General features: G+C 66.0%; 18 protein-coding genes. 17 read left to right on the plus strand and 1 reads right to left on the minus strand.

The features are described from left to right. The first annotated feature begins 39 nt into the window (after positions 1-39). From fadD1 to A5650_RS05105, 16 genes are all read left to right on the plus strand, one after another. Positions 40-1,611, plus strand: coding sequence for a fatty-acid--CoA ligase FadD1 (gene fadD1 / locus A5650_RS05030; RefSeq protein WP_067286959.1), 1,572 nt, complete (start codon positions 40-42; stop codon positions 1,609-1,611). Positions 1,612-1,779: 168 nt separating this feature from the next. Then, a complete protein-coding gene (gene rpmE, locus A5650_RS05035; RefSeq protein ID WP_067286961.1) occupies positions 1,780-2,025 on the plus strand; it encodes a 50S ribosomal protein L31 in 246 nt (81 codons plus the stop codon). Positions 2,026-2,112: 87 nt separating this feature from the next. After that, positions 2,113-3,201, plus strand: a complete 1,089-nt coding sequence (gene prfA / locus A5650_RS05040; protein WP_067286962.1) for a peptide chain release factor 1 — start codon at positions 2,113-2,115, stop codon at positions 3,199-3,201. Then, the gene (gene prmC / locus A5650_RS05045) at positions 3,198-4,079 is read left to right on the plus strand and encodes a peptide chain release factor N(5)-glutamine methyltransferase (protein WP_067286965.1); all 882 of its coding nucleotides are present in this window, start codon (positions 3,198-3,200) and stop codon (positions 4,077-4,079) included. Before prfA ends, prmC begins: the two co-directional genes overlap by 4 nt. Further along, entirely contained in the window at positions 4,076-4,729 is a 654-nt protein-coding gene (locus A5650_RS05050; protein ID WP_067286967.1) for an L-threonylcarbamoyladenylate synthase, read from the plus strand. Before prmC ends, A5650_RS05050 begins: the two co-directional genes overlap by 4 nt. A 2-nt stretch (positions 4,730-4,731) precedes the next feature. Next, the gene (locus A5650_RS05055) at positions 4,732-5,949 is read left to right on the plus strand and encodes a glycosyltransferase family 4 protein (protein WP_197500678.1); all 1,218 of its coding nucleotides are present in this window, start codon (positions 4,732-4,734) and stop codon (positions 5,947-5,949) included. A 236-nt stretch (positions 5,950-6,185) separates the two neighbouring features. Then, positions 6,186-6,632, plus strand: a complete 447-nt coding sequence (locus tag A5650_RS05060) for an ATP synthase subunit I (protein WP_067286969.1) — start codon at positions 6,186-6,188, stop codon at positions 6,630-6,632. Further along, the gene (atpB, locus tag A5650_RS05065; protein WP_067088703.1) at positions 6,629-7,417 is read left to right on the plus strand and encodes a F0F1 ATP synthase subunit A; all 789 of its coding nucleotides are present in this window, start codon (positions 6,629-6,631) and stop codon (positions 7,415-7,417) included. Before A5650_RS05060 ends, atpB begins: the two co-directional genes overlap by 4 nt. A gap of 78 nt (positions 7,418-7,495) precedes the next feature. Beyond that, entirely contained in the window at positions 7,496-7,744 is a 249-nt protein-coding gene (locus A5650_RS05070; protein WP_059100228.1) for a F0F1 ATP synthase subunit C, read from the plus strand. A gap of 8 nt (positions 7,745-7,752) precedes the next feature. Continuing rightward, positions 7,753-8,271 (plus strand): F0F1 ATP synthase subunit B, encoded by a 519-nt coding sequence (locus tag A5650_RS05075; protein WP_067088706.1) that lies wholly within the window; start codon positions 7,753-7,755, stop codon positions 8,269-8,271. 3 nt (positions 8,272-8,274) lie between these two features. After that, positions 8,275-9,606, plus strand: a complete 1,332-nt coding sequence (locus A5650_RS05080) for a F0F1 ATP synthase subunit B/delta (protein ID WP_067286971.1) — start codon at positions 8,275-8,277, stop codon at positions 9,604-9,606. Positions 9,607-9,685: 79 nt separating this feature from the next. Beyond that, a complete protein-coding gene (gene atpA, locus A5650_RS05085) occupies positions 9,686-11,332 on the plus strand; it encodes a F0F1 ATP synthase subunit alpha (RefSeq protein WP_067088712.1) in 1,647 nt (548 codons plus the stop codon). A gap of 13 nt (positions 11,333-11,345) precedes the next feature. Further along, positions 11,346-12,272: a F0F1 ATP synthase subunit gamma gene (locus A5650_RS05090; RefSeq protein WP_067286973.1), complete on the plus strand. Its 927-nt coding sequence runs from the start codon at positions 11,346-11,348 to the stop codon at positions 12,270-12,272. Positions 12,273-12,293: 21 nt separating this feature from the next. Further along, entirely contained in the window at positions 12,294-13,802 is a 1,509-nt protein-coding gene (atpD, locus tag A5650_RS05095; RefSeq protein ID WP_067286975.1) for a F0F1 ATP synthase subunit beta, read from the plus strand. A 2-nt stretch (positions 13,803-13,804) separates the two neighbouring features. Continuing rightward, complete coding sequence (locus A5650_RS05100; RefSeq protein WP_067286977.1) at positions 13,805-14,170, plus strand: F0F1 ATP synthase subunit epsilon; 366 nt, start codon at positions 13,805-13,807, stop codon at positions 14,168-14,170. 39 nt (positions 14,171-14,209) lie between these two features. Continuing rightward, positions 14,210-14,656, plus strand: a complete 447-nt coding sequence (locus tag A5650_RS05105) for a DUF2550 domain-containing protein (protein ID WP_197501790.1) — start codon at positions 14,210-14,212, stop codon at positions 14,654-14,656. Here A5650_RS05105 and A5650_RS05110 read toward each other — a convergent pair. Then, positions 14,653-15,231, minus strand: coding sequence for a cob(I)yrinic acid a,c-diamide adenosyltransferase (locus A5650_RS05110; RefSeq protein WP_067286980.1), 579 nt, complete (start codon positions 15,229-15,231; stop codon positions 14,653-14,655). The two genes, A5650_RS05105 and A5650_RS05110, sit on opposite strands and share 4 nt — an antisense overlap. A 70-nt stretch (positions 15,232-15,301) precedes the next feature. On the opposite strand from A5650_RS05110, the gene murA reads away from it, so the two are divergent. Beyond that, the gene (gene murA, locus A5650_RS05115) at positions 15,302-16,555 is read left to right on the plus strand and encodes a UDP-N-acetylglucosamine 1-carboxyvinyltransferase (protein WP_067088726.1); all 1,254 of its coding nucleotides are present in this window, start codon (positions 15,302-15,304) and stop codon (positions 16,553-16,555) included. Positions 16,556-16,878: the final 323 nt, after the last annotated feature.

Below are 16,878 nucleotides of genomic sequence, written 5' to 3' on the forward strand. Positions count from 1 at the left end.
GACACATTCGCAAATCTGTTCACGGTCGAGAGGTGAGCCATGGCGGACACACTTCAGCAGTTGCTCAACGAGCGCGCCGATCGCGACACCATCGCCATTCGGCACGGACACCGCACCTGGACCTACCGCCAATACGTGGACGAGGCCAAGACGCAGGCCGCCGCACTGATCGCGGCCGCCGATCCGGACCGACCCCTGCACGTCGGCGTGCTCCTCGGAAACACTCCCGACATGCTGATCGCGCTCGCGGCAGCCGGACTCGGCGGCTACGTCGTGTGCGGCATCAACACCACCCGACGCGGTGAGGCGCTCGCGCGCGACGTGATCAAGGTGGACTGCCAGTTCCTGATCACCGATGCCGAGCATCGCTCCTTGCTCGACGGCTTGGATCTGCCGGGCGTCACGGTGTTCGACACGTCGAGCACCGGATGGGCCGACTTCCTCGCCGGCGCTTCGGCGTTCGCCCCGCACAGGCAGGTCGCGGTCGACGACACGTTCATGATGATCTTCACCTCGGGCACCAGCGGCGACCCCAAGGCGGTCCAGGTCGCCCACCTGATGGTGTTGTTCGCGGGCAACGCGCTGGCCGAGAGGTTCGAGCTCACCGAGAACGACGTCTGCTACCTCTCGATGCCGATGTTCCACTCCAACGCGGTGGTGGGCGGCTGGGCACCCGCGCTCGTCGCCGGAGCGGCGATGGTGCCGGCGAAGTTCTCCGCGTCGCGGTTCCTGCCCGACATCCGGCGCCACGGCGTGACCTACATGAACTACGTCGGCAAACCGCTGGCCTACGTGCTCGCGACACCCGAGCAGCCCGACGACCGCGACAACCCGCTGCGCGTCGCGTTCGGTAACGAGGCCACCGACCGCGACATCGAGGAGTTCGGCAGGCGCTTCGACGTCACCGTCGACGACGGTTTCGGCTCGACCGAGAACGCGGTGATCATCACCCGCACCCCGGACACCCCGAAAGGTTCGATCGGACAGGGCTTTCCGGGCGTGGCGATCTACAACAGCGACACCGTCACCGAATGCCCGGTCGCGGAGTTCGACGAGAACGGCGCGCTGATCAACGCCGACGTCGCGATCGGCGAACTGGTCAACACCGACGGCAGCGGGCTGTTCCGCGGCTACTACAACGACCGCGACGCCACCGATGAGCGGATGCGCCACGGCATGTACTGGTCGGGCGACCTGGCCTACCGCGACGGCGCCGGGTTCATCTATCTGGCCGGGCGCACCGCCGACTGGATGCGAGTCGACGGAGAGAACCTCGCGACCGCGCCCATCGAACGGATCCTGCTGCGATTGCCGGCGGTCAACCGCGTCGCGGTCTATCCGGTGCCCGACGAACTCGTCGGCGATCAGGTGATGGCCGCCCTCGTGCTGCAAGACGACGCCGAAATCGAGCCGGAGACGTTCGAGGAGTTCCTGGCCGCTCAACGCGACCTCTCGCCGAAGGCGTGGCCCCGCTACGTGTGGATCGCCGACGACCTGCCCAGCACCGCGACCAACAAGATCCTCAAGCGCGAGCTGGTCGCGCGCGGTGTCACACCCGACGGCAGGCGGATCTGGCGGCGCGACGGCGGCAGGTACCACCCGCACCAGTGACAGTCCACCCACCGCGGCTGGGGGCGCTGTGGAATACCGGCCACTGCGCACGCGTTTAGGCACTTGGCGGTTGAGCTGGCATAATGGACCGCTGACCCTCGGTTCCGGTTCACGCCCGTCATCTCCGACACAGAGGGGCGACCCGGGGCCACGATCGAAGAGGAAACCATGAAAACGGGTATTCACCCTGATTACGTAGAGACCACCGTGCACTGCGGCTGCGGCAACACGTTCACCACGCGGAGCACGAAGCAGAGCGGACAGATCCACGTCGAGGTCTGCTCGCAGTGCCATCCCTTCTACACCGGCAAGCAGAAGATCCTCGACAGCGGCGGCCGCGTGGCCCGCTTCGAGAAGCGCTACGGCAAGCGCAAGGCCGCGGACAAGGCCGACAAAGGCTCAGCGGACAAGTAGCTTCCCTTCCGGCGCCCGATCTGCCGCATCAGCGGCCAGGCCGGGCGCCGGTTTGCGTTCACGAGGGGTCACGAAGAGGAGGTCGACATGGCTCGCGCTGAATCACCGGCCCAGCCGGGCGCGATCGACGCGCTGCTGGCCGAGCATGCCGACCTCGAACGCCAACTCAGCGACCCGGAGCTGCACGCCGACGCCGGCCGGGCACGCAAGGTGGGCAGGCGCTTCGCGCAGGTGTCGCCGATCGTCTCGACGTACCGGAAGCTCGAGGCCGCCCGCGGCGACCTGGACGCAGCGCGCGAGCTGGCGGCCGACGACCCGTCGTTCGCGGCCGAGGTCGACGAGCTCGAGGCCACCGTCGAACAACTCGACACCCAGCTGACCGATCTGCTGGCGCCCCGCGATCCGCACGACGCCGACGACATCGTCCTCGAGGTCAAATCGGGGGAGGGCGGCGAGGAATCGGCGCTGTTCGCCGCGGATCTGGCCAGGATGTACATCCGGTACGCCGAACGCCACGGCTGGACCGTCACCGTGCTCGACGAGACCTTCTCCGACCTCGGCGGCTACAAGGACGCGACGCTGTCGATCAGGCAGAAGGGAACCTCCGCCGACGGCGTGTGGTCGCGCTTGAAATACGAGGGCGGCGTGCACCGGGTGCAACGCGTTCCGGTCACCGAATCCCAGGGCCGCGTGCACACGTCGGCGGCCGGCGTGCTCGTCTACCCGGAACCCGAAGAGGTCGAAGAGGTGCAGATCGACGAGTCGGATCTGCGCATCGACGTTTACCGGTCCTCGGGCAAGGGTGGTCAGGGTGTCAACACCACGGACTCCGCGGTGCGCATCACCCACCTGCCCACGGGCATCGTCGTGACCTGTCAGAACGAGCGTTCCCAGCTGCAAAACAAGGCCCGCGCGATGCAGGTGCTCGCGGCGCGGCTGCAGGCGCTCGCCGAAGAGCAGGCGCAGGCCGACGCCTCGGCCGACCGCGCCAGCCAGATCCGCACCGTCGACCGCAGCGAGCGGATCCGCACCTACAACTTCCCGGAGAACCGGATCGCCGACCATCGGATCAACTTCAAGGCGCACAACCTCGACCAGGTGCTCGACGGCGACCTCGATGACCTGTTCGACGCGCTGGCCGCCGCCGACAAACAGGCGAGACTGCAGGCCACATGACCCGGCCCAGCCCGGCGCCGGCGTCCACGCCGTTGAGTCGGCTCATCGACGCCGCGGCGGCGGTTCTGGCCGAGGCGGGCGTCGCGGCGCCGCGCGTCGACGCCGAACTGCTGGCCGCGCACGCGCTGGGCATCGACCGCGGCCGCCTCCGCCTCGTCGAGGCCGGGCCCGAATTCCCTGACCGCTACGACGAGCTCATCGCCCGTCGCGCCCGCCGGGTCCCGCTGCAGCACCTCGTCGGCACCGCACCGTTCGGGCCGGTAGAGGTGGCTGTCGGTCCCGGTGTGTTCATCCCGCGGCCCGAGACCGAGGCCCTACTGGAATGGGCAGTGGCGCAGAAACTGCCCGACGTTCCCGTGATCGTCGACCTGTGTACGGGCAGCGGAGCGCTGGCGTTGGCGCTGTCGACCAGCTGGTCCCACGCACGCATCGTCGCCGTCGAGGACTCCGCGGCCGCACTCGACTACACGCGGCGCAACCTCGCCGGGGCGGCCGTCGAGATCGTCCACGCGGATGTGACCCAGCCCGGGCTGCTGCCCGACCTAGACGGGTCGGTCGACCTCGTCGTCGCGAACCCGCCCTACATCCCCGACGGTTCCCAGCTGGAACCCGAAGTGGCCGAACATGATCCGCCCCACGCGTTGTTCGGGGGACCGGACGGCATGCGCGTGATCGAGGCGATCGCCGATCTCGCGGCGCGGTGGCTGCGCGCCGGAGGGTTGCTCGCCGTCGAGCACGACGACACGACCTCGGACCGCACCGTCGAGGTGTTCCGCCGGTCAGGGCATTTCGACGACATCATCGCCCGGCGCGATCTCGCCGGGCGGCCGCGGTTCGTGACCGCACGGAGGAGCCCCGAAGGAGGACCCGCGGCATGAGTCAGGTGTTCGACTGCTCCGACGCCGACCAACGTGAGAGGGGCATCGCGTCGGCGATCAGCGCGCTCAAGGGCGGGCGCCTCGTCGTCCTGCCGACCGACACCGTCTACGGCATCGGCGCTGATGCGTTCGACAGCGAAGCAGTCGCCGCCCTGCTCGCCGCTAAGGGTCGCGGCCGCGACATGCCCGTGCCCGTCCTCGTCGGTTCGTGGCACACGATCGAAGGCCTGGTGTTCAACGTGCCGAGCAGTGCCCGCGAACTCATCCGCGCCTTCTGGCCGGGCGCACTGAGCCTCGTCGTACGCCAGGCGCCGTCTCTGCATTGGGACCTCGGCGACGCGCACGGAACCGTGATGCTGCGCATGCCGTTACACCCGGTGGCGATCGAACTGCTGCGAGCGGTCGGCCCCATGGCGGTCTCCAGTGCCAACGTCTCCGGGCGCCCGCCGGCGGTCACCGCCGAAGCGGCGCGCGAACAACTCGGCGAACAGGTCGAGGTGTATCTCGAAGCGGGACCCTCCGAGCAACAGGCGGCGTCGACGATCGTCGACCTCACCGGTGCGGATCCGCGCGTGCTGCGCCAGGGTCCGGTCAGCGTGGAGGCGATCGCCGGCGTGCTCGGTGTGGACCCGACGACTTTGACGGGCTGAGATTGACTTTCGTGCAGTACGGTTCACCGGTGGTCTACGCCACCGACACGCTGCTGGCACTCAACGATCGCGGTGCGGGTGTACCGATCCGGGAGCTCGCGCTGGTCGGCCTGACGGCGGCGATCATCACGTACTTCGCCACCGGGTGGGTCCGGGTCCTCGCGCGTCGCCTTGGTGCGGTCGCGATCCCGCGCGACCGCGACGTGCACGCGCAACCCATTCCACGGATGGGCGGGCTCGCGATGTACATCGGCGTCGCGTTCGCTGTGCTGCTCGCGTCCCAGTTGCCGGCGCTGACGCGGGGTTTCGTCTATTCGAGCGGCATGCCCGCGGTGGTCGTAGCCGGCGGCCTGATCATGGTCGTCGGCTTGATCGACGACCGTTGGGGTTTGGACTCGCTGACCAAGTTCGCGGGCCAGATCACCGCGGCGAGCGTCCTCGTCACCATGGGTGTGGCGTGGAGCGTGCTCTACATCCCGATCGGCGGCGTCGGCACGATCGTCCTCGATCAGGTGTCGTCGATCCTGTTGACGCTGGCGCTGACGGTGTCGATCGTCAACGCGATGAACTTCATCGACGGTCTCGACGGGCTCGCCGCCGGGCTCGGGTTGATCACCGCATCCGCGATCTGCATCTTCTCGGTCGGGCTGCTGCGCGATCACGGTGGCGACGTGCTGTTCTACCCGCCCGCCGTCATCTCGGTTGTGCTGGCCGGTGTGTGCCTCGGCTTCCTGCCGCACAACTTCCACCCGGCCAAGATCTTCATGGGCGACTCCGGTTCGATGCTGATCGGCCTGATGCTTGCGGCGGCCTCGACCACGGCCGCCGGGCCCATCTCGCAGACTGCGTACGGGGTGCGCGACGTGTTCGCACTGCTGTCGCCGTTCCTGCTCGTTGTCGCGGTGATGTTCGTACCGGCGCTCGACACACTGCTGGCGATCATCCGGCGCACCAGGGCGGGGGTGCACTTCACGACACCGGACAAGATGCACTTGCATCACCGATTGCTGCAGATCGGTCATTCGCACCGGCGGGTCGTCCTGGTGATCTATCTGTGGGTGAGCATCGTCTGCTTCGGCGCGGCCAGCACGATCTTCTTCGATCCGCGTTACAGCGGAGCGGTCATGTTGGCCGCGATTCTGGTCGCCGTCGTGGTGACCTTGATTCCCCTTCTGCGCCGTCGAAACGGCCAATTTCAGCCAATGTACGACGAAAAGTAGTAGACCCCCTTTTATGCCTCCCACCATGTGTTAGGGTGCATTCAGAACCCGAAAAAACCTCGCGGGTTGCCGGCCCCCGGGCCATCGGTTCACGACCGATCGGCACGGAACCACGACCGACAAAGGGAGCTGCCCCGTGGGTGATTTCTGCGAGCCAACCGCCCTCCGATACGCTCAGGGCGCCACGCACGCAAATCATCGGGGCAGCCACCGTGACCGCGGATTGAGGTGAAGTTGTGACGACGCCAGCGCAGGACGCGCCGTTGGTGTTCCCCTCGGTTGCCTTCCGGCCATTGCGCCTGTTCGTGATCTGCCTGGTCTTTGCCGGCATCGTGACCGCCGTCGCCGCCCTGCTCGAACATCCGATGGTAGGGGTGTTCTTCGGTATCGGGCTCGGCCTCGGTCTGCTCAACGCCGTTTTGGTGCAGCGGTCGGTGGATTCCATTACGGCCGAAGAACATCCGCTCAAGCGCAAGATGGCGCTCAATTCCGCGACCCGGCTGCTGATCATGACGGTCATCGGGTTGACCATCGCCTTCATCTTCCGGCCCCAGGGTCTGGGAGTGGTGTTTGGCATGGCGCTGTTCCAGGTATTGCTTGTTATTTCCACGGCATTGCCTGTGATGAAGAAGCTCAAGGCAGGTGCCGGTGACGGACTCGAAGGAGAGGCTCCGCAGCAATGACGGGATTTGATGTCGCCGGCCAATCGGCTCAGACCACGATCCTGGCCGCCGAATCCGGAATCCAGGTCGGCCACCACACAGAGGCACACTGGTTCGGGCTGACGGTGAACACCGACACCGTGCTCGCCACGGCCATCGCCGCGGTGATCGTGCTCGGCCTCGCCTTCTACCTGCGGGCGAAGGTCACCTCGAGCGGCGTTCCCTCTGGCGTGCAGCTGTTCTGGGAAGCCATCACGGTGCAGACGCGCAACCAGGTCGAGGCTGCGATCGGCATGAAGATCGCCCCGTTCGTCCTGCCGCTCGCCGTGACGTTGTTCGTTTTCATCTTAATTGCCAACTGGCTGTCGGTGCTGCCGGTGCAATACACCGACTCCAGCGGCGCGATCCACGAGCTGCTCAAGCCCCCGGCATCCGACATCAACTTCGTGCTGGCGTTGGCGTTGTTCGTGTTCATCGCGTACCACGCCGCCGGGTTCTGGCGTCGCGGTCCGCTCGGCCACCCGTGGCGGGTGCTCAAGGGCCACGTCACGATCCTGGCTCCGATCAACCTCGTCGAGGAGATCGCCAAGCCGGTCTCGCTGTCTCTGCGACTCTTCGGAAACATCTTCGCCGGCGGCATCCTGGTCGCGCTGATCGCGCTGTTCCCGCCGTACATCATGTGGTTGCCGAACGCGATCTGGAAGAGCTTCGACTTGTTCGTCGGCGCGATCCAGGCCTTCATCTTCGCGCTGTTGACGATCTTGTACTTCAGCCAGTCGATGGAACTCGAAGAAGACCACCACTAGCCAGACCGAACAAGCCAACCGAACAAGCAGGACCCACAACCTGGTAGGACAGCTACCAGTTATCAAGGAGGATAAGGAATGGATCCCACTATCGCTGCCGGCGCGCTCATCGGCGGTGGACTGATCATGGCCGGCGGCGCAATCGGTGCCGGTATCGGTGACGGCATCGCGGGTAACGCGCTGATCGCCGGCATCGCTCGGCAGCCCGAGGCGCAGGGCCGACTTTTCACTCCGTTCTTCATCACGGTGGGTCTGGTCGAGGCGGCGTACTTCATCAACCTGGCGTTCATGGCGCTGTTCGTCTTCGCCACCCCGGTCGGCGGTTAATCCCGGCCATGGCTGACTCGAACGTCGTTCTGTTGGCGGCAGAGGAAGGCGGACAAAGCAACTTCCTCATCCCCAACGGCACTTTCTTCTTCGTGCTGCTCATCTTCCTGATCGTGCTCGGCGTGATCGCGAAGTGGGTCGTGCCACCGATTTCCAAGGTGCTGCACGAGCGCGAAGCGATGGTGCACAAGACGACTGAGGACAACAGGCGGGCAGCCCAGCTGCGGGCTGCCGCCGAAGCCGACTACCGCGAGGTGATGGCGAACGCTCGCCGCGAGGCGACGAATGTCCGTGAGGAAGCCCGCGCCGAGGGACGTCAGATCGTCGAGGAGGCGCGGACCCGCGCCCACACCGAGGTGTCGACTCTGCTCCAGCAGGCAAACGAGGAGCTGACGCGACAGTCCAGGGACTTGACCTCCGACCTCCAGGCGTCGGTCGAGACCCTGGCGGCGAATCTGGCGAGCCGTGTTCTCGGCGTCGATGTCACGACTCGGACCGTTCCGGTATCGACGGGCCAGGGGAGCTAACGCATGTCGACATTCATCGGACAGCTCATCGGTTTCGCGCTCATCGTCTTCATCTTGGTGCGGTACGTCGTGCCTCTGGTGCGACGGATGATGGTCGCCCAGAAGGAGACCGTTCGCAGGCAGCTCGAGGAGCACGCCGAGGCCGAGAAGAAGGTGGCCGACGCCGACACCGAGCATGCGAAGGCTCTAGAGCAGGCCAAATCCGAGGCCGCAGAGGTGATCGAGGAGGCCCGAAGGGACGCCGAAAAGATCGCCGAGCAGCTTCGCGTGCAGGCCGACCAGGAGTTGGAGCGGATCAAGACCCAAGGCGCGCAACAGGTTCAGCTACTGCGCCAGCAGCTGGTCCGTGAGCTGAGGCAGAGCCTGGGCGCCGAGTCGGTACAGCGGGCCGGCGACATCGTGCGCAACTTCGTGTCCGACAGCTCCGAGCAGTCCGCGACCGTCGACCGCTTCCTCGCGGAGCTCGATGAGATGGCCCCGTCGACGACGACCTTCTCGGACAGCGCCACGGCGAAACTGCGTGCGGCAAGCCGTGACTCGCTGGCTCAGGTGGTCGAGCGTTTCGACTCCGCGATCTCCGGACTCGACGCGGACGGCCTGACGCGGCTGGCGGACGACCTGGCCTCCACGGCGAAGCTGCTGCGCGGCGAGCCCGTGCTCTCGCGGCACCTGTCCGATCCGTCGAGCGCCGACGAGCCCAAGGTCCGGCTCGTGGAGCGTCTGCTCTCGGGCCAGGTGTCGGACCCCGCCCTCGACATCCTCAAAAACGCTGCGTCGCAGCGTTGGTCGAGCACCTCGGATTTGATCCACAGCATCCAGCACGTCGCCAGGCTGGCGCTTCTGGTGCGGGCCGAGGGTGAAGATCAGATCGAGGACGTCGAAGACCAGCTGTTCAGGTTCAGCCGCATTCTCGATTCCGAGCCGCGTCTGATCTCGCTGCTCGGCGAGTACACCGCCCCGCTGGAGGGCCGGATCAGCTTGCTGAACAACGTTCTTGGACGCCGAGCGAACAAGAACACCGCGGACCTGCTGCGCCAGACGCTCGATCTGCTGCACGGCGAGCGCGCGGACGAGGCCGTTCGCGATCTCGCGAATCTGGCCGTCTCCCGCCGCGGTGAAGTCGTGGCGCAGGTTCGCGCGGCCGCGGAGCTCAGCGACGCCCAGAACGAGCGGCTCACCGAACTGCTCACCCGTATCTACGACCGCCCGGTGTCGATTCAGCTCGACGTGAACCCCGAACTGCTCGGCGGCTTGACGATCGCCGTCGGCGACGAGGTGATCGACGGCTCGCTGGCGTCGAAGCTGGCGGCGGCCGAGACCCGCTTACCCGACTGACCCGACCACACCAAGACCCATACACGAAGTAGGAAGCGAGAAAGCCCCCGATGAGCGCTCGCGCGAAGAGGAGAAGACCATGGCAGAGTTGACGATCTCCGCGGATGAGATCCAGGGCGCAATCGAGGAGTATGTCGCCGGCTTCGAGGCGGAAACCGAGCGCGAAGAGATCGGCACCGTCGTCGACGCGGGCGACGGTATCGCTCACGTCGAGGGTCTCCCGTCGGTCATGACCCAGGAGCTGCTGGAGTTCCCCGGCGGCGTGCTGGGCGTTGCGCTGAACCTCGACGAGCACAGCATCGGCGCCGTCATCCTCGGCGACTTCGAGAAGATCGAAGAGGGCCAGCAGGTCAAGCGCACCGGCGAGGTCCTCTCTGTGCCTGTGGGCGACGCATTTCTCGGCCGCGTGGTAAATCCGCTGGGCCAGCCGATCGACGGCCGCGGCGAGATCGAGACGACCGAGCGTCGCGCCCTCGAGCTCCAGGCGCCGTCGGTTGTGCAGCGCCAGGGCGTGAGCGAGCCGCTGCAGACCGGCATCAAGGCCATCGACTCACAGACCCCTATCGGACGCGGACAGCGTCAGCTGATCATCGGCGACCGCAAGACCGGTAAGACCGCGGTGTGTGTGGACACGATCCTCAACCAGCGACAGAACTGGGAGACCGGCGACCCCGACCAGCAGGTCCGCTGCGTGTACGTGGCGATCGGCCAGAAGGGCACCACGATCGCCAGCGTGCGCCAGACCCTCGAAGACGGTGGCGCGATGGATTACACGACGATCGTCGCCGCACCGGCCTCAGATTCGGCTGGCTTCAAATGGCTTGCGCCGTACACCGGCTCGTCGATCGCCCAGCACTGGATGTACGACGGCAAGCACGTGCTGATCGTCTTCGACGACCTGACGAAGCAGGCCGAGGCGTACCGCGCGATCTCGCTGCTGCTGCGTCGCCCGCCGGGCCGCGAGGCGTACCCGGGTGACGTGTTCTACCTGCACTCCCGCCTGCTGGAGCGTTGCGCGAAGCTCTCCGACGAGCTCGGTGGCGGCTCGCTGACCGGTCTGCCGGTCATCGAGACCAAGGCCAACGACATCTCGGCGTACATCCCGACCAACGTCATCTCGATCACCGACGGCCAGTGCTTCCTGGAAACCGACCTCTTCAACCAGGGTGTGCGGCCGGCGATCAACGTCGGTGTCTCGGTGTCGCGTGTCGGTGGCGCCGCGCAGATCAAGGCGATGAAAGAGGTGGCCGGGTCGCTGCGTCTGGACCTGTCGCAGTACCGCGAGCTCGAGTCGTTCGCGGCGTTCGCCTCCGACCTGGACGAGACGTCGAAGGCGCAGCTGGACCGCGGTGCACGGCTCGTCGAGCTGCTCAAGCAACCGCAGAGCAGCCCGATGCCCGTCGAGGAACAGGTCGTCGCGATCTTCCTGGGCACCAGGGGTCACCTGGATTCGGTACCCGTCGAAGACGTTCAGAAGTTCGAGCGTGAATTCCTCGACCACGTGAAGGGGTCGCAGGAGGGCATCCTCAAGGAGATCCGCGAGAGCAAGAAGCTCTCCGAGGAGCTCGAGGAGAAGCTCGAGAAGGTCGTCAACGACTTCAAGAAGGGCTTCGCCACCACCGACGGCAGCTCGGTCGTGCCCGACGAGCATGTCGAGGCGATGGACGAGGAAGACGTCGAAAAGGAATCGGTGAAGGTCCGCAAGCCCGCACCGAAGAAGAAGTAAGGCCTGAACACAGATGGCTGCCACACTGCGCGAATTGCGCGGCCGCATCCGCTCCGCGGGCTCGATCAAGAAGATCACCAAAGCCCAGGAGCTGATCGCGACGTCGCGAATCGCCAAGGCGCAGGCCCGAGTCGAGGCGGCTCGGCCCTACGATCGCGAGATCACGAACATGCTCACCGAACTCGCGAGCGCGAGCGCGCTGGATCATCCGCTGCTCGTCGCGCGTGAGAACCCTCGGCGCGCCGGCGTGTTGGTGGTGTCGTCGGACCGAGGCCTTGCCGGCGCGTACAACGCGAACATCTTCCGCAGGTCCGAGGAGCTGTTCTCGCTGCTGCGCTCCGAGGGCAAGGAGCCGGTCCTGTACGTGGTGGGCCGAAAAGCCCTCGGGTACTACAGCTTCCGCAACTGGGACATCCAGAAGTCGTGGACCGGTTTCTCCGAGCGGCCCGACTACGAGAACGCCCAGGAGATCGCGACGACGTTGGTCGACGCGTTCACCGCGGGCATGGATGACGAAGGTGACGATCCCGGCGCGGACAACATCCTCGGCGTCGACGAACTGCACATCGTCTTCACCGAATTCAAGTCGATGCTGTCTCAGACGGCGATCGCACGTCGGATCGCCCCGATGGTGGTGGAGTACAGCGAGGAGGACACCGGTCCGCGTACGCTCTTCTCCTTCGAGCCGGATGCCGAGACGCTCTTCGGCGCGCTGTTGCCCCGGTACATCTCCACCCGCATCTTCGCCGCGCTGCTCGAGGCGGCGGCGTCGGAGTCGGCTTCTCGCCGACGCGCCATGAAGTCGGCGACCGACAACGCCGACGACCTCATCAAGGATCTGACCCTGATGGCCAACCGCGAGCGGCAATCTCAGATCACCCAGGAAATCAGCGAAATCGTCGGTGGCGCGAACGCGCTTGCGGACGCCGCCAAGAAGTAGCCCAGAAAGCGAAGAAGACAAATGACTGCTACTGCTGAAAAAGCGACCAGCACCGACACTGCCGGTCGCGTCGTACGTGTCACCGGCCCGGTCGTCGACGTCGAGTTCCCGCGCGGTTCGGTGCCCGAACTGTTCAATGCGCTGCACGCCGAGATCAACTACAAGGATCTGGCGAAGACGCTGACCCTCGAGGTCGCCCAGCACCTCGGCGACAACCTCGTGCGCTGCATCTCCATGCAGCCGACCGACGGCCTGGTGCGTGGCGTCGAGGTGACCGACACCGGCGACTCGATCTCGGTGCCGGTCGGCGACGGCGTCAAGGGCCACGTGTTCAACGCACTCGGTGACTGCCTCGACGAGCCCGGCTACGGCAAGGATTTCGACCGCTGGTCGATTCACCGCAAGCCGCCGGCCTTCGACCAGCTCGAGCCCAAGACGGAGATGCTCGAGACCGGCCTCAAGGTCGTCGACCTGCTGACCCCGTACGTCCGCGGCGGCAAGATCGCCCTGTTCGGCGGCGCGGGCGTGGGCAAGACCGTGTTGATCCAGGAGATGATCAACCGCATCGCCCGCAACTTCGGTGGCACCTCGGTGTTCGCCGGCGTGGGTGAGCGCACCCGTGAGGGCAACGACCTGTGGGTCGAGCTCGCGGACGCCGACGTGCTCAAGGACACCGCGCTGGTGTTCGGCCAGATGGACGAGCCGCCGGGCACGCGTATGCGAGTCGCGTTGTCCGCGTTGACAATGGCCGAGTTCTTCCGCGATGAGCAGGGCCAGGACGTGCTGTTGTTCATCGACAACATCTTCCGGTTCACCCAGGCGGGTTCAGAGGTCTCGACGCTGCTGGGCCGCATGCCTTCCGCGGTGGGTTACCAGCCGACGCTGGCCGACGAGATGGGTGAGCTGCAGGAGCGGATCACCTCGACCCGTGGCCACTCGATCACCTCGATGCAGGCCGTCTACGTGCCCGCTGACGACTACACCGACCCGGCGCCCGCGACGACGTTCGCGCACCTCGACGCCACGACCGAGCTGAGCCGGTCGGTGTTCTCGAAGGGCATCTTCCCGGCGGTGGACCCGCTGGCCTCCAGCTCGACGATCCTCGACCCGAGCGTGGTCGGCGACGAACACTACCGCGTCGCACAAGAGGTCATCCGAATCCTGCAGCGCTACAAGGACCTTCAGGACATCATTGCGATCCTCGGTATCGACGAGCTGGCCGAGGAGGACAAGCAGCTGGTGCAGCGCGCCCGTCGCATCGAGCGCTTCCTGTCGCAGAACATGATGGCGGCCGAGCAGTTCACGGGCCAGCCGGGCTCGACGGTTCCGCTGAAGGAGACCATCGAGGCGTTCGACAAGCTGACCAAGGGCGACTTCGACCATCTTCCGGAGCAGGCGTTCTTCCTCATCGGCGGTCTCGAGGATCTGGAGAAGAAGGCGGAGAGCCTCGGCGCCAAGATGGATGCCGGCAGCGGTGACGGTGCTCCGGCGCAGACGGATTCGAACGGCGACGCCGGCAAGGACGAATAGCGATGGCGGAATTAGACGTCGACATTGTCGCCGTCGAGCGGGAAGTCTGGTCGGGTAAGGCGACGTTCGTCTTCACCCGCACCACCGCGGGTGAGATCGGCATCCTTCCCCGCCACATCCCGTTGGTCGCTCAGCTCGTCGACGACGCGATGGTGCGCGTCGAGCGAGAGGGCGAGGATGACCTGCGTATCGCGGTCGACGGCGGATTCATGTCGGTCACCGACGAAAGCGTGATCATCCTTGCGGAGTCCGCCGAACTCGAATCGGAGATCAACGCCGACCGAGCGCGTCAGGACTCCGAGTCCGACGATCCCGCAGTAGCCGCAAAGGGTCGGGCGAGGCTTCGCGCCCTAGGCCAGATCGACTAGCGGTCGGCACCTGGGCGAGCGGAGCGACGGGATAGACAGGTGAGCGCGCTCATGTTCATCATGGTCGCGCTGATCTGCGTGCTGCTCGTCGTCGTCGTCGCGCTGTCTTACCGGCTGTGGAAGCTGCGCCAGGTAGGCGGCACCGCGGCGATCCTGCGCGATGTGCCGGCCGTCGGCGGGCACGGCTGGCGCCACGGTGTAATGCGTTACCGCGGCGGCGAAGCCGGGTTCTACCGGTTGTCGAGCCTGCGCTGGTGGCCGGATCGTCGGCTGAGCCGTCGCGGCCTGGAGATCGTGTCGCGGCGGGGACCGCGGGGCGACGAATTCGACATCATGACGGACGAGATCGTGGTGCTCGAACTTCGCGACACCAGCCCCGAACGGCGACGCGGCTATGAGATCGCGTTGGATCGTGGTGCCCTGACAGCGTTTTTGTCCTGGTTGGAGTCACGACCGTCGCCTCGGGCGCGACGCCGGACCTTTTAATCCGTTGCCGGACCGCCGGGTTGCCACAGCACATCACCGTCGGGATTGGCCACACGCGACAGGATGAACAGCAGATCCGACAGCCTGTTCAGGTATTTCGCGGGCAGCACGCTGATGGCGTCACCGTGCGCGTCCACCGCGGCCCACGCGGACCTCTCGGCGCGGCGCGCGACCGTGCGAGCCACGTGCAGGAGCGCCGAGAGGGGAGTACCGCCCGGCAGCACAAACGAATTCAGGGCCGGCAGCGACTCGTTGAACTCGTCGCACCAGGATTCGAGTCGGTCGATGTAGCTTTGGGTGATCCGCAGCGGTGGGTGTTCGGGGTTCTCGACCACCGGAGTCGACAGGTCAGCCCCCGCGTCGAAGAGGTCGTTCTGAATCTGCTTGAGCACCTTCGACATTTGCTCGCCGGGGTTTCCCAGGGCAATGGCGACGCCGATTGCGGCGTTGATTTCGTCGCAGTCGGCGTATGCCACTAGGCGGGCGTCGTTCTTGGACACCCTGCTGAAATCGCTGAGCCCCGTGGTGCCGTCATCGCCCGTTCGCGTGTAAATCCGGGTGAGATGGACCGCCATGGTCAAACCGTACCGGAACCAGTAGCCAAGGAAACTGACACGGCTCGCGACGCTGTTTACACTAACCCGCGTGAGCGAGCGATTCGTGGTGACCGGCGGAAACCGGTTATCTGGCGAAGTTGCCGTCGGGGGGGCCAAGAACAGCGTTTTGAAGCTGATGGCTGCGACGTTGCTGGCCGAAGGCACCAGCACGATCACCAATTGTCCGGACATCCTCGACGTACCCCTGATGGCCGAGGTGCTGCGCGGTCTGGGTGCCACCGTCGAATTGAACGGCGACGTCGTGCGGATCACTTCGCCCGACGAACCCAAGTACGACGCCGACTTTGCCGCGGTCCGCCAGTTCCGCGCGTCGGTGTGCGTGTTGGGACCGCTCGTCGGGCGTTGTAAGCGGGCCAAGGTGGCGCTGCCGGGTGGCGACGCGATCGGATCGCGGCCGTTGGACATGCATCAGGCCGGCCTGCGGCAGCTGGGGGCCAGGTGCAACATCGAGCACGGCTGCGTGGTCGCGGAGGCGGATCACCTTCGCGGCGCGGAGATCCAGCTCGAGTTCCCGTCCGTCGGGGCGACGGAGAACATCCTGATGGCGGCCGTCGTCGCCGAGGGCGTCACCACCATCCACAATGCCGCGCGCGAACCCGACGTGGTCGATCTCTGCGCGATGCTCAACCAGATGGGCGCGCAGATCTCCGGCGCGGGCACCTCGACGATGACGATCACCGGCGTCGACCGGCTCTATCCCACCGAGCACAGGGTGATCGGCGACCGCATTGTGGCCGCGACGTGGGGGATCGCCGCGGCGATGACGCACGGCGACATCTCGGTGACGGGCGTGGACCCGCAGCACCTGCAGTTGGTGCTGCACAAGCTGCACGACGCCGGCGCCACCGTCACGCAGTCCGACGACGGGTTCCGCGTCGTCCAGTACGAGCGCCCGAAGGCGGTGAACGTCGCGACGCTCCCGTTTCCCGGATTCCCGACGGACCTGCAGCCGATGGCGATCGCGCTGGCGTCGATAGCCGACGGCACGTCGATGATCACCGAGAACGTGTTCGAGGCCCGATTCCGGTTCGTCGAGGAGATGGTCCGCCTCGGCGCCGACGCCAGGACGGATGGCCACCACGCGGTGATCCGGGGGATCCCGCAGCTCTCCAGTGCGCCGGTCTGGTCCTCGGACATTCGAGCCGGCGCCGGGCTGGTGCTGGCCGGTCTTGTGGCAGATGGCGACACCGAGGTTCACGACGTCTTCCACATCGACCGGGGCTATCCGTTGTTCGTCGAGAACCTCAAGAGCCTTGGCGCAGAAATCGAGCGAGTCGCGTGATTCGACCGGTTCCGGGCCCGCCGCAGGGTCTGCCGCCGTACCTAACCCCCTTTTGGGGATTCCGCGGGGCTGGCGTATCCTCTTGTGAGAAGCCCACGGCCCCAGGCCAATCGGACTGGAGGACGGGGTTTGACGTCTCTGTCCAGATCGGTATAGACTGGCAGGGTTGCCCCAAAAGCGGGTGTGTTGTTTGAGAACTCAATAGTGTGTTTGGTGGTTTTTGTTTGTTGTTTTTTGTCTGCCCTTTTTTTCCCGTTTAGGGGTGGATGTTTTTTGATGCCAGTTTTTGGTGTCTTTGGTTATGGTCGAATTTTTTCGGACAG

It is taken from the genome of Mycobacterium sp. 1164985.4 (assembly GCF_001668575.1).
GTDB lineage: Bacteria > Actinomycetota > Actinomycetes > Mycobacteriales > Mycobacteriaceae > Mycobacterium.

Coding starts and splice junctions, on each gene's coding strand:
- fadD1 (WP_067286959.1), top strand. CDS start 40: ATGGCGGACACACTTCAGCAGTTGCTCAACGAGCGCGCCGATCGCGAC.
- rpmE (WP_067286961.1), top strand. CDS start 1,780: ATGAAAACGGGTATTCACCCTGATTACGTAGAGACCACCGTGCACTGC.
- prfA (WP_067286962.1), top strand. CDS start 2,113: ATGGCTCGCGCTGAATCACCGGCCCAGCCGGGCGCGATCGACGCGCTG.
- prmC (WP_067286965.1), top strand. CDS start 3,198: ATGACCCGGCCCAGCCCGGCGCCGGCGTCCACGCCGTTGAGTCGGCTC.
- A5650_RS05050 (WP_067286967.1), top strand. CDS start 4,076: ATGAGTCAGGTGTTCGACTGCTCCGACGCCGACCAACGTGAGAGGGGC.
- atpB (WP_067088703.1), top strand. CDS start 6,629: ATGACGGGATTTGATGTCGCCGGCCAATCGGCTCAGACCACGATCCTG.
- A5650_RS05070 (WP_059100228.1), top strand. CDS start 7,496: ATGGATCCCACTATCGCTGCCGGCGCGCTCATCGGCGGTGGACTGATC.
- A5650_RS05075 (WP_067088706.1), top strand. CDS start 7,753: ATGGCTGACTCGAACGTCGTTCTGTTGGCGGCAGAGGAAGGCGGACAA.
- A5650_RS05080 (WP_067286971.1), top strand. CDS start 8,275: ATGTCGACATTCATCGGACAGCTCATCGGTTTCGCGCTCATCGTCTTC.
- atpA (WP_067088712.1), top strand. CDS start 9,686: ATGGCAGAGTTGACGATCTCCGCGGATGAGATCCAGGGCGCAATCGAG.
- A5650_RS05090 (WP_067286973.1), top strand. CDS start 11,346: ATGGCTGCCACACTGCGCGAATTGCGCGGCCGCATCCGCTCCGCGGGC.
- atpD (WP_067286975.1), top strand. CDS start 12,294: ATGACTGCTACTGCTGAAAAAGCGACCAGCACCGACACTGCCGGTCGC.
- A5650_RS05100 (WP_067286977.1), top strand. CDS start 13,805: ATGGCGGAATTAGACGTCGACATTGTCGCCGTCGAGCGGGAAGTCTGG.
- A5650_RS05110 (WP_067286980.1), bottom strand. CDS start 15,231: ATGGCGGTCCATCTCACCCGGATTTACACGCGAACGGGCGATGACGGC.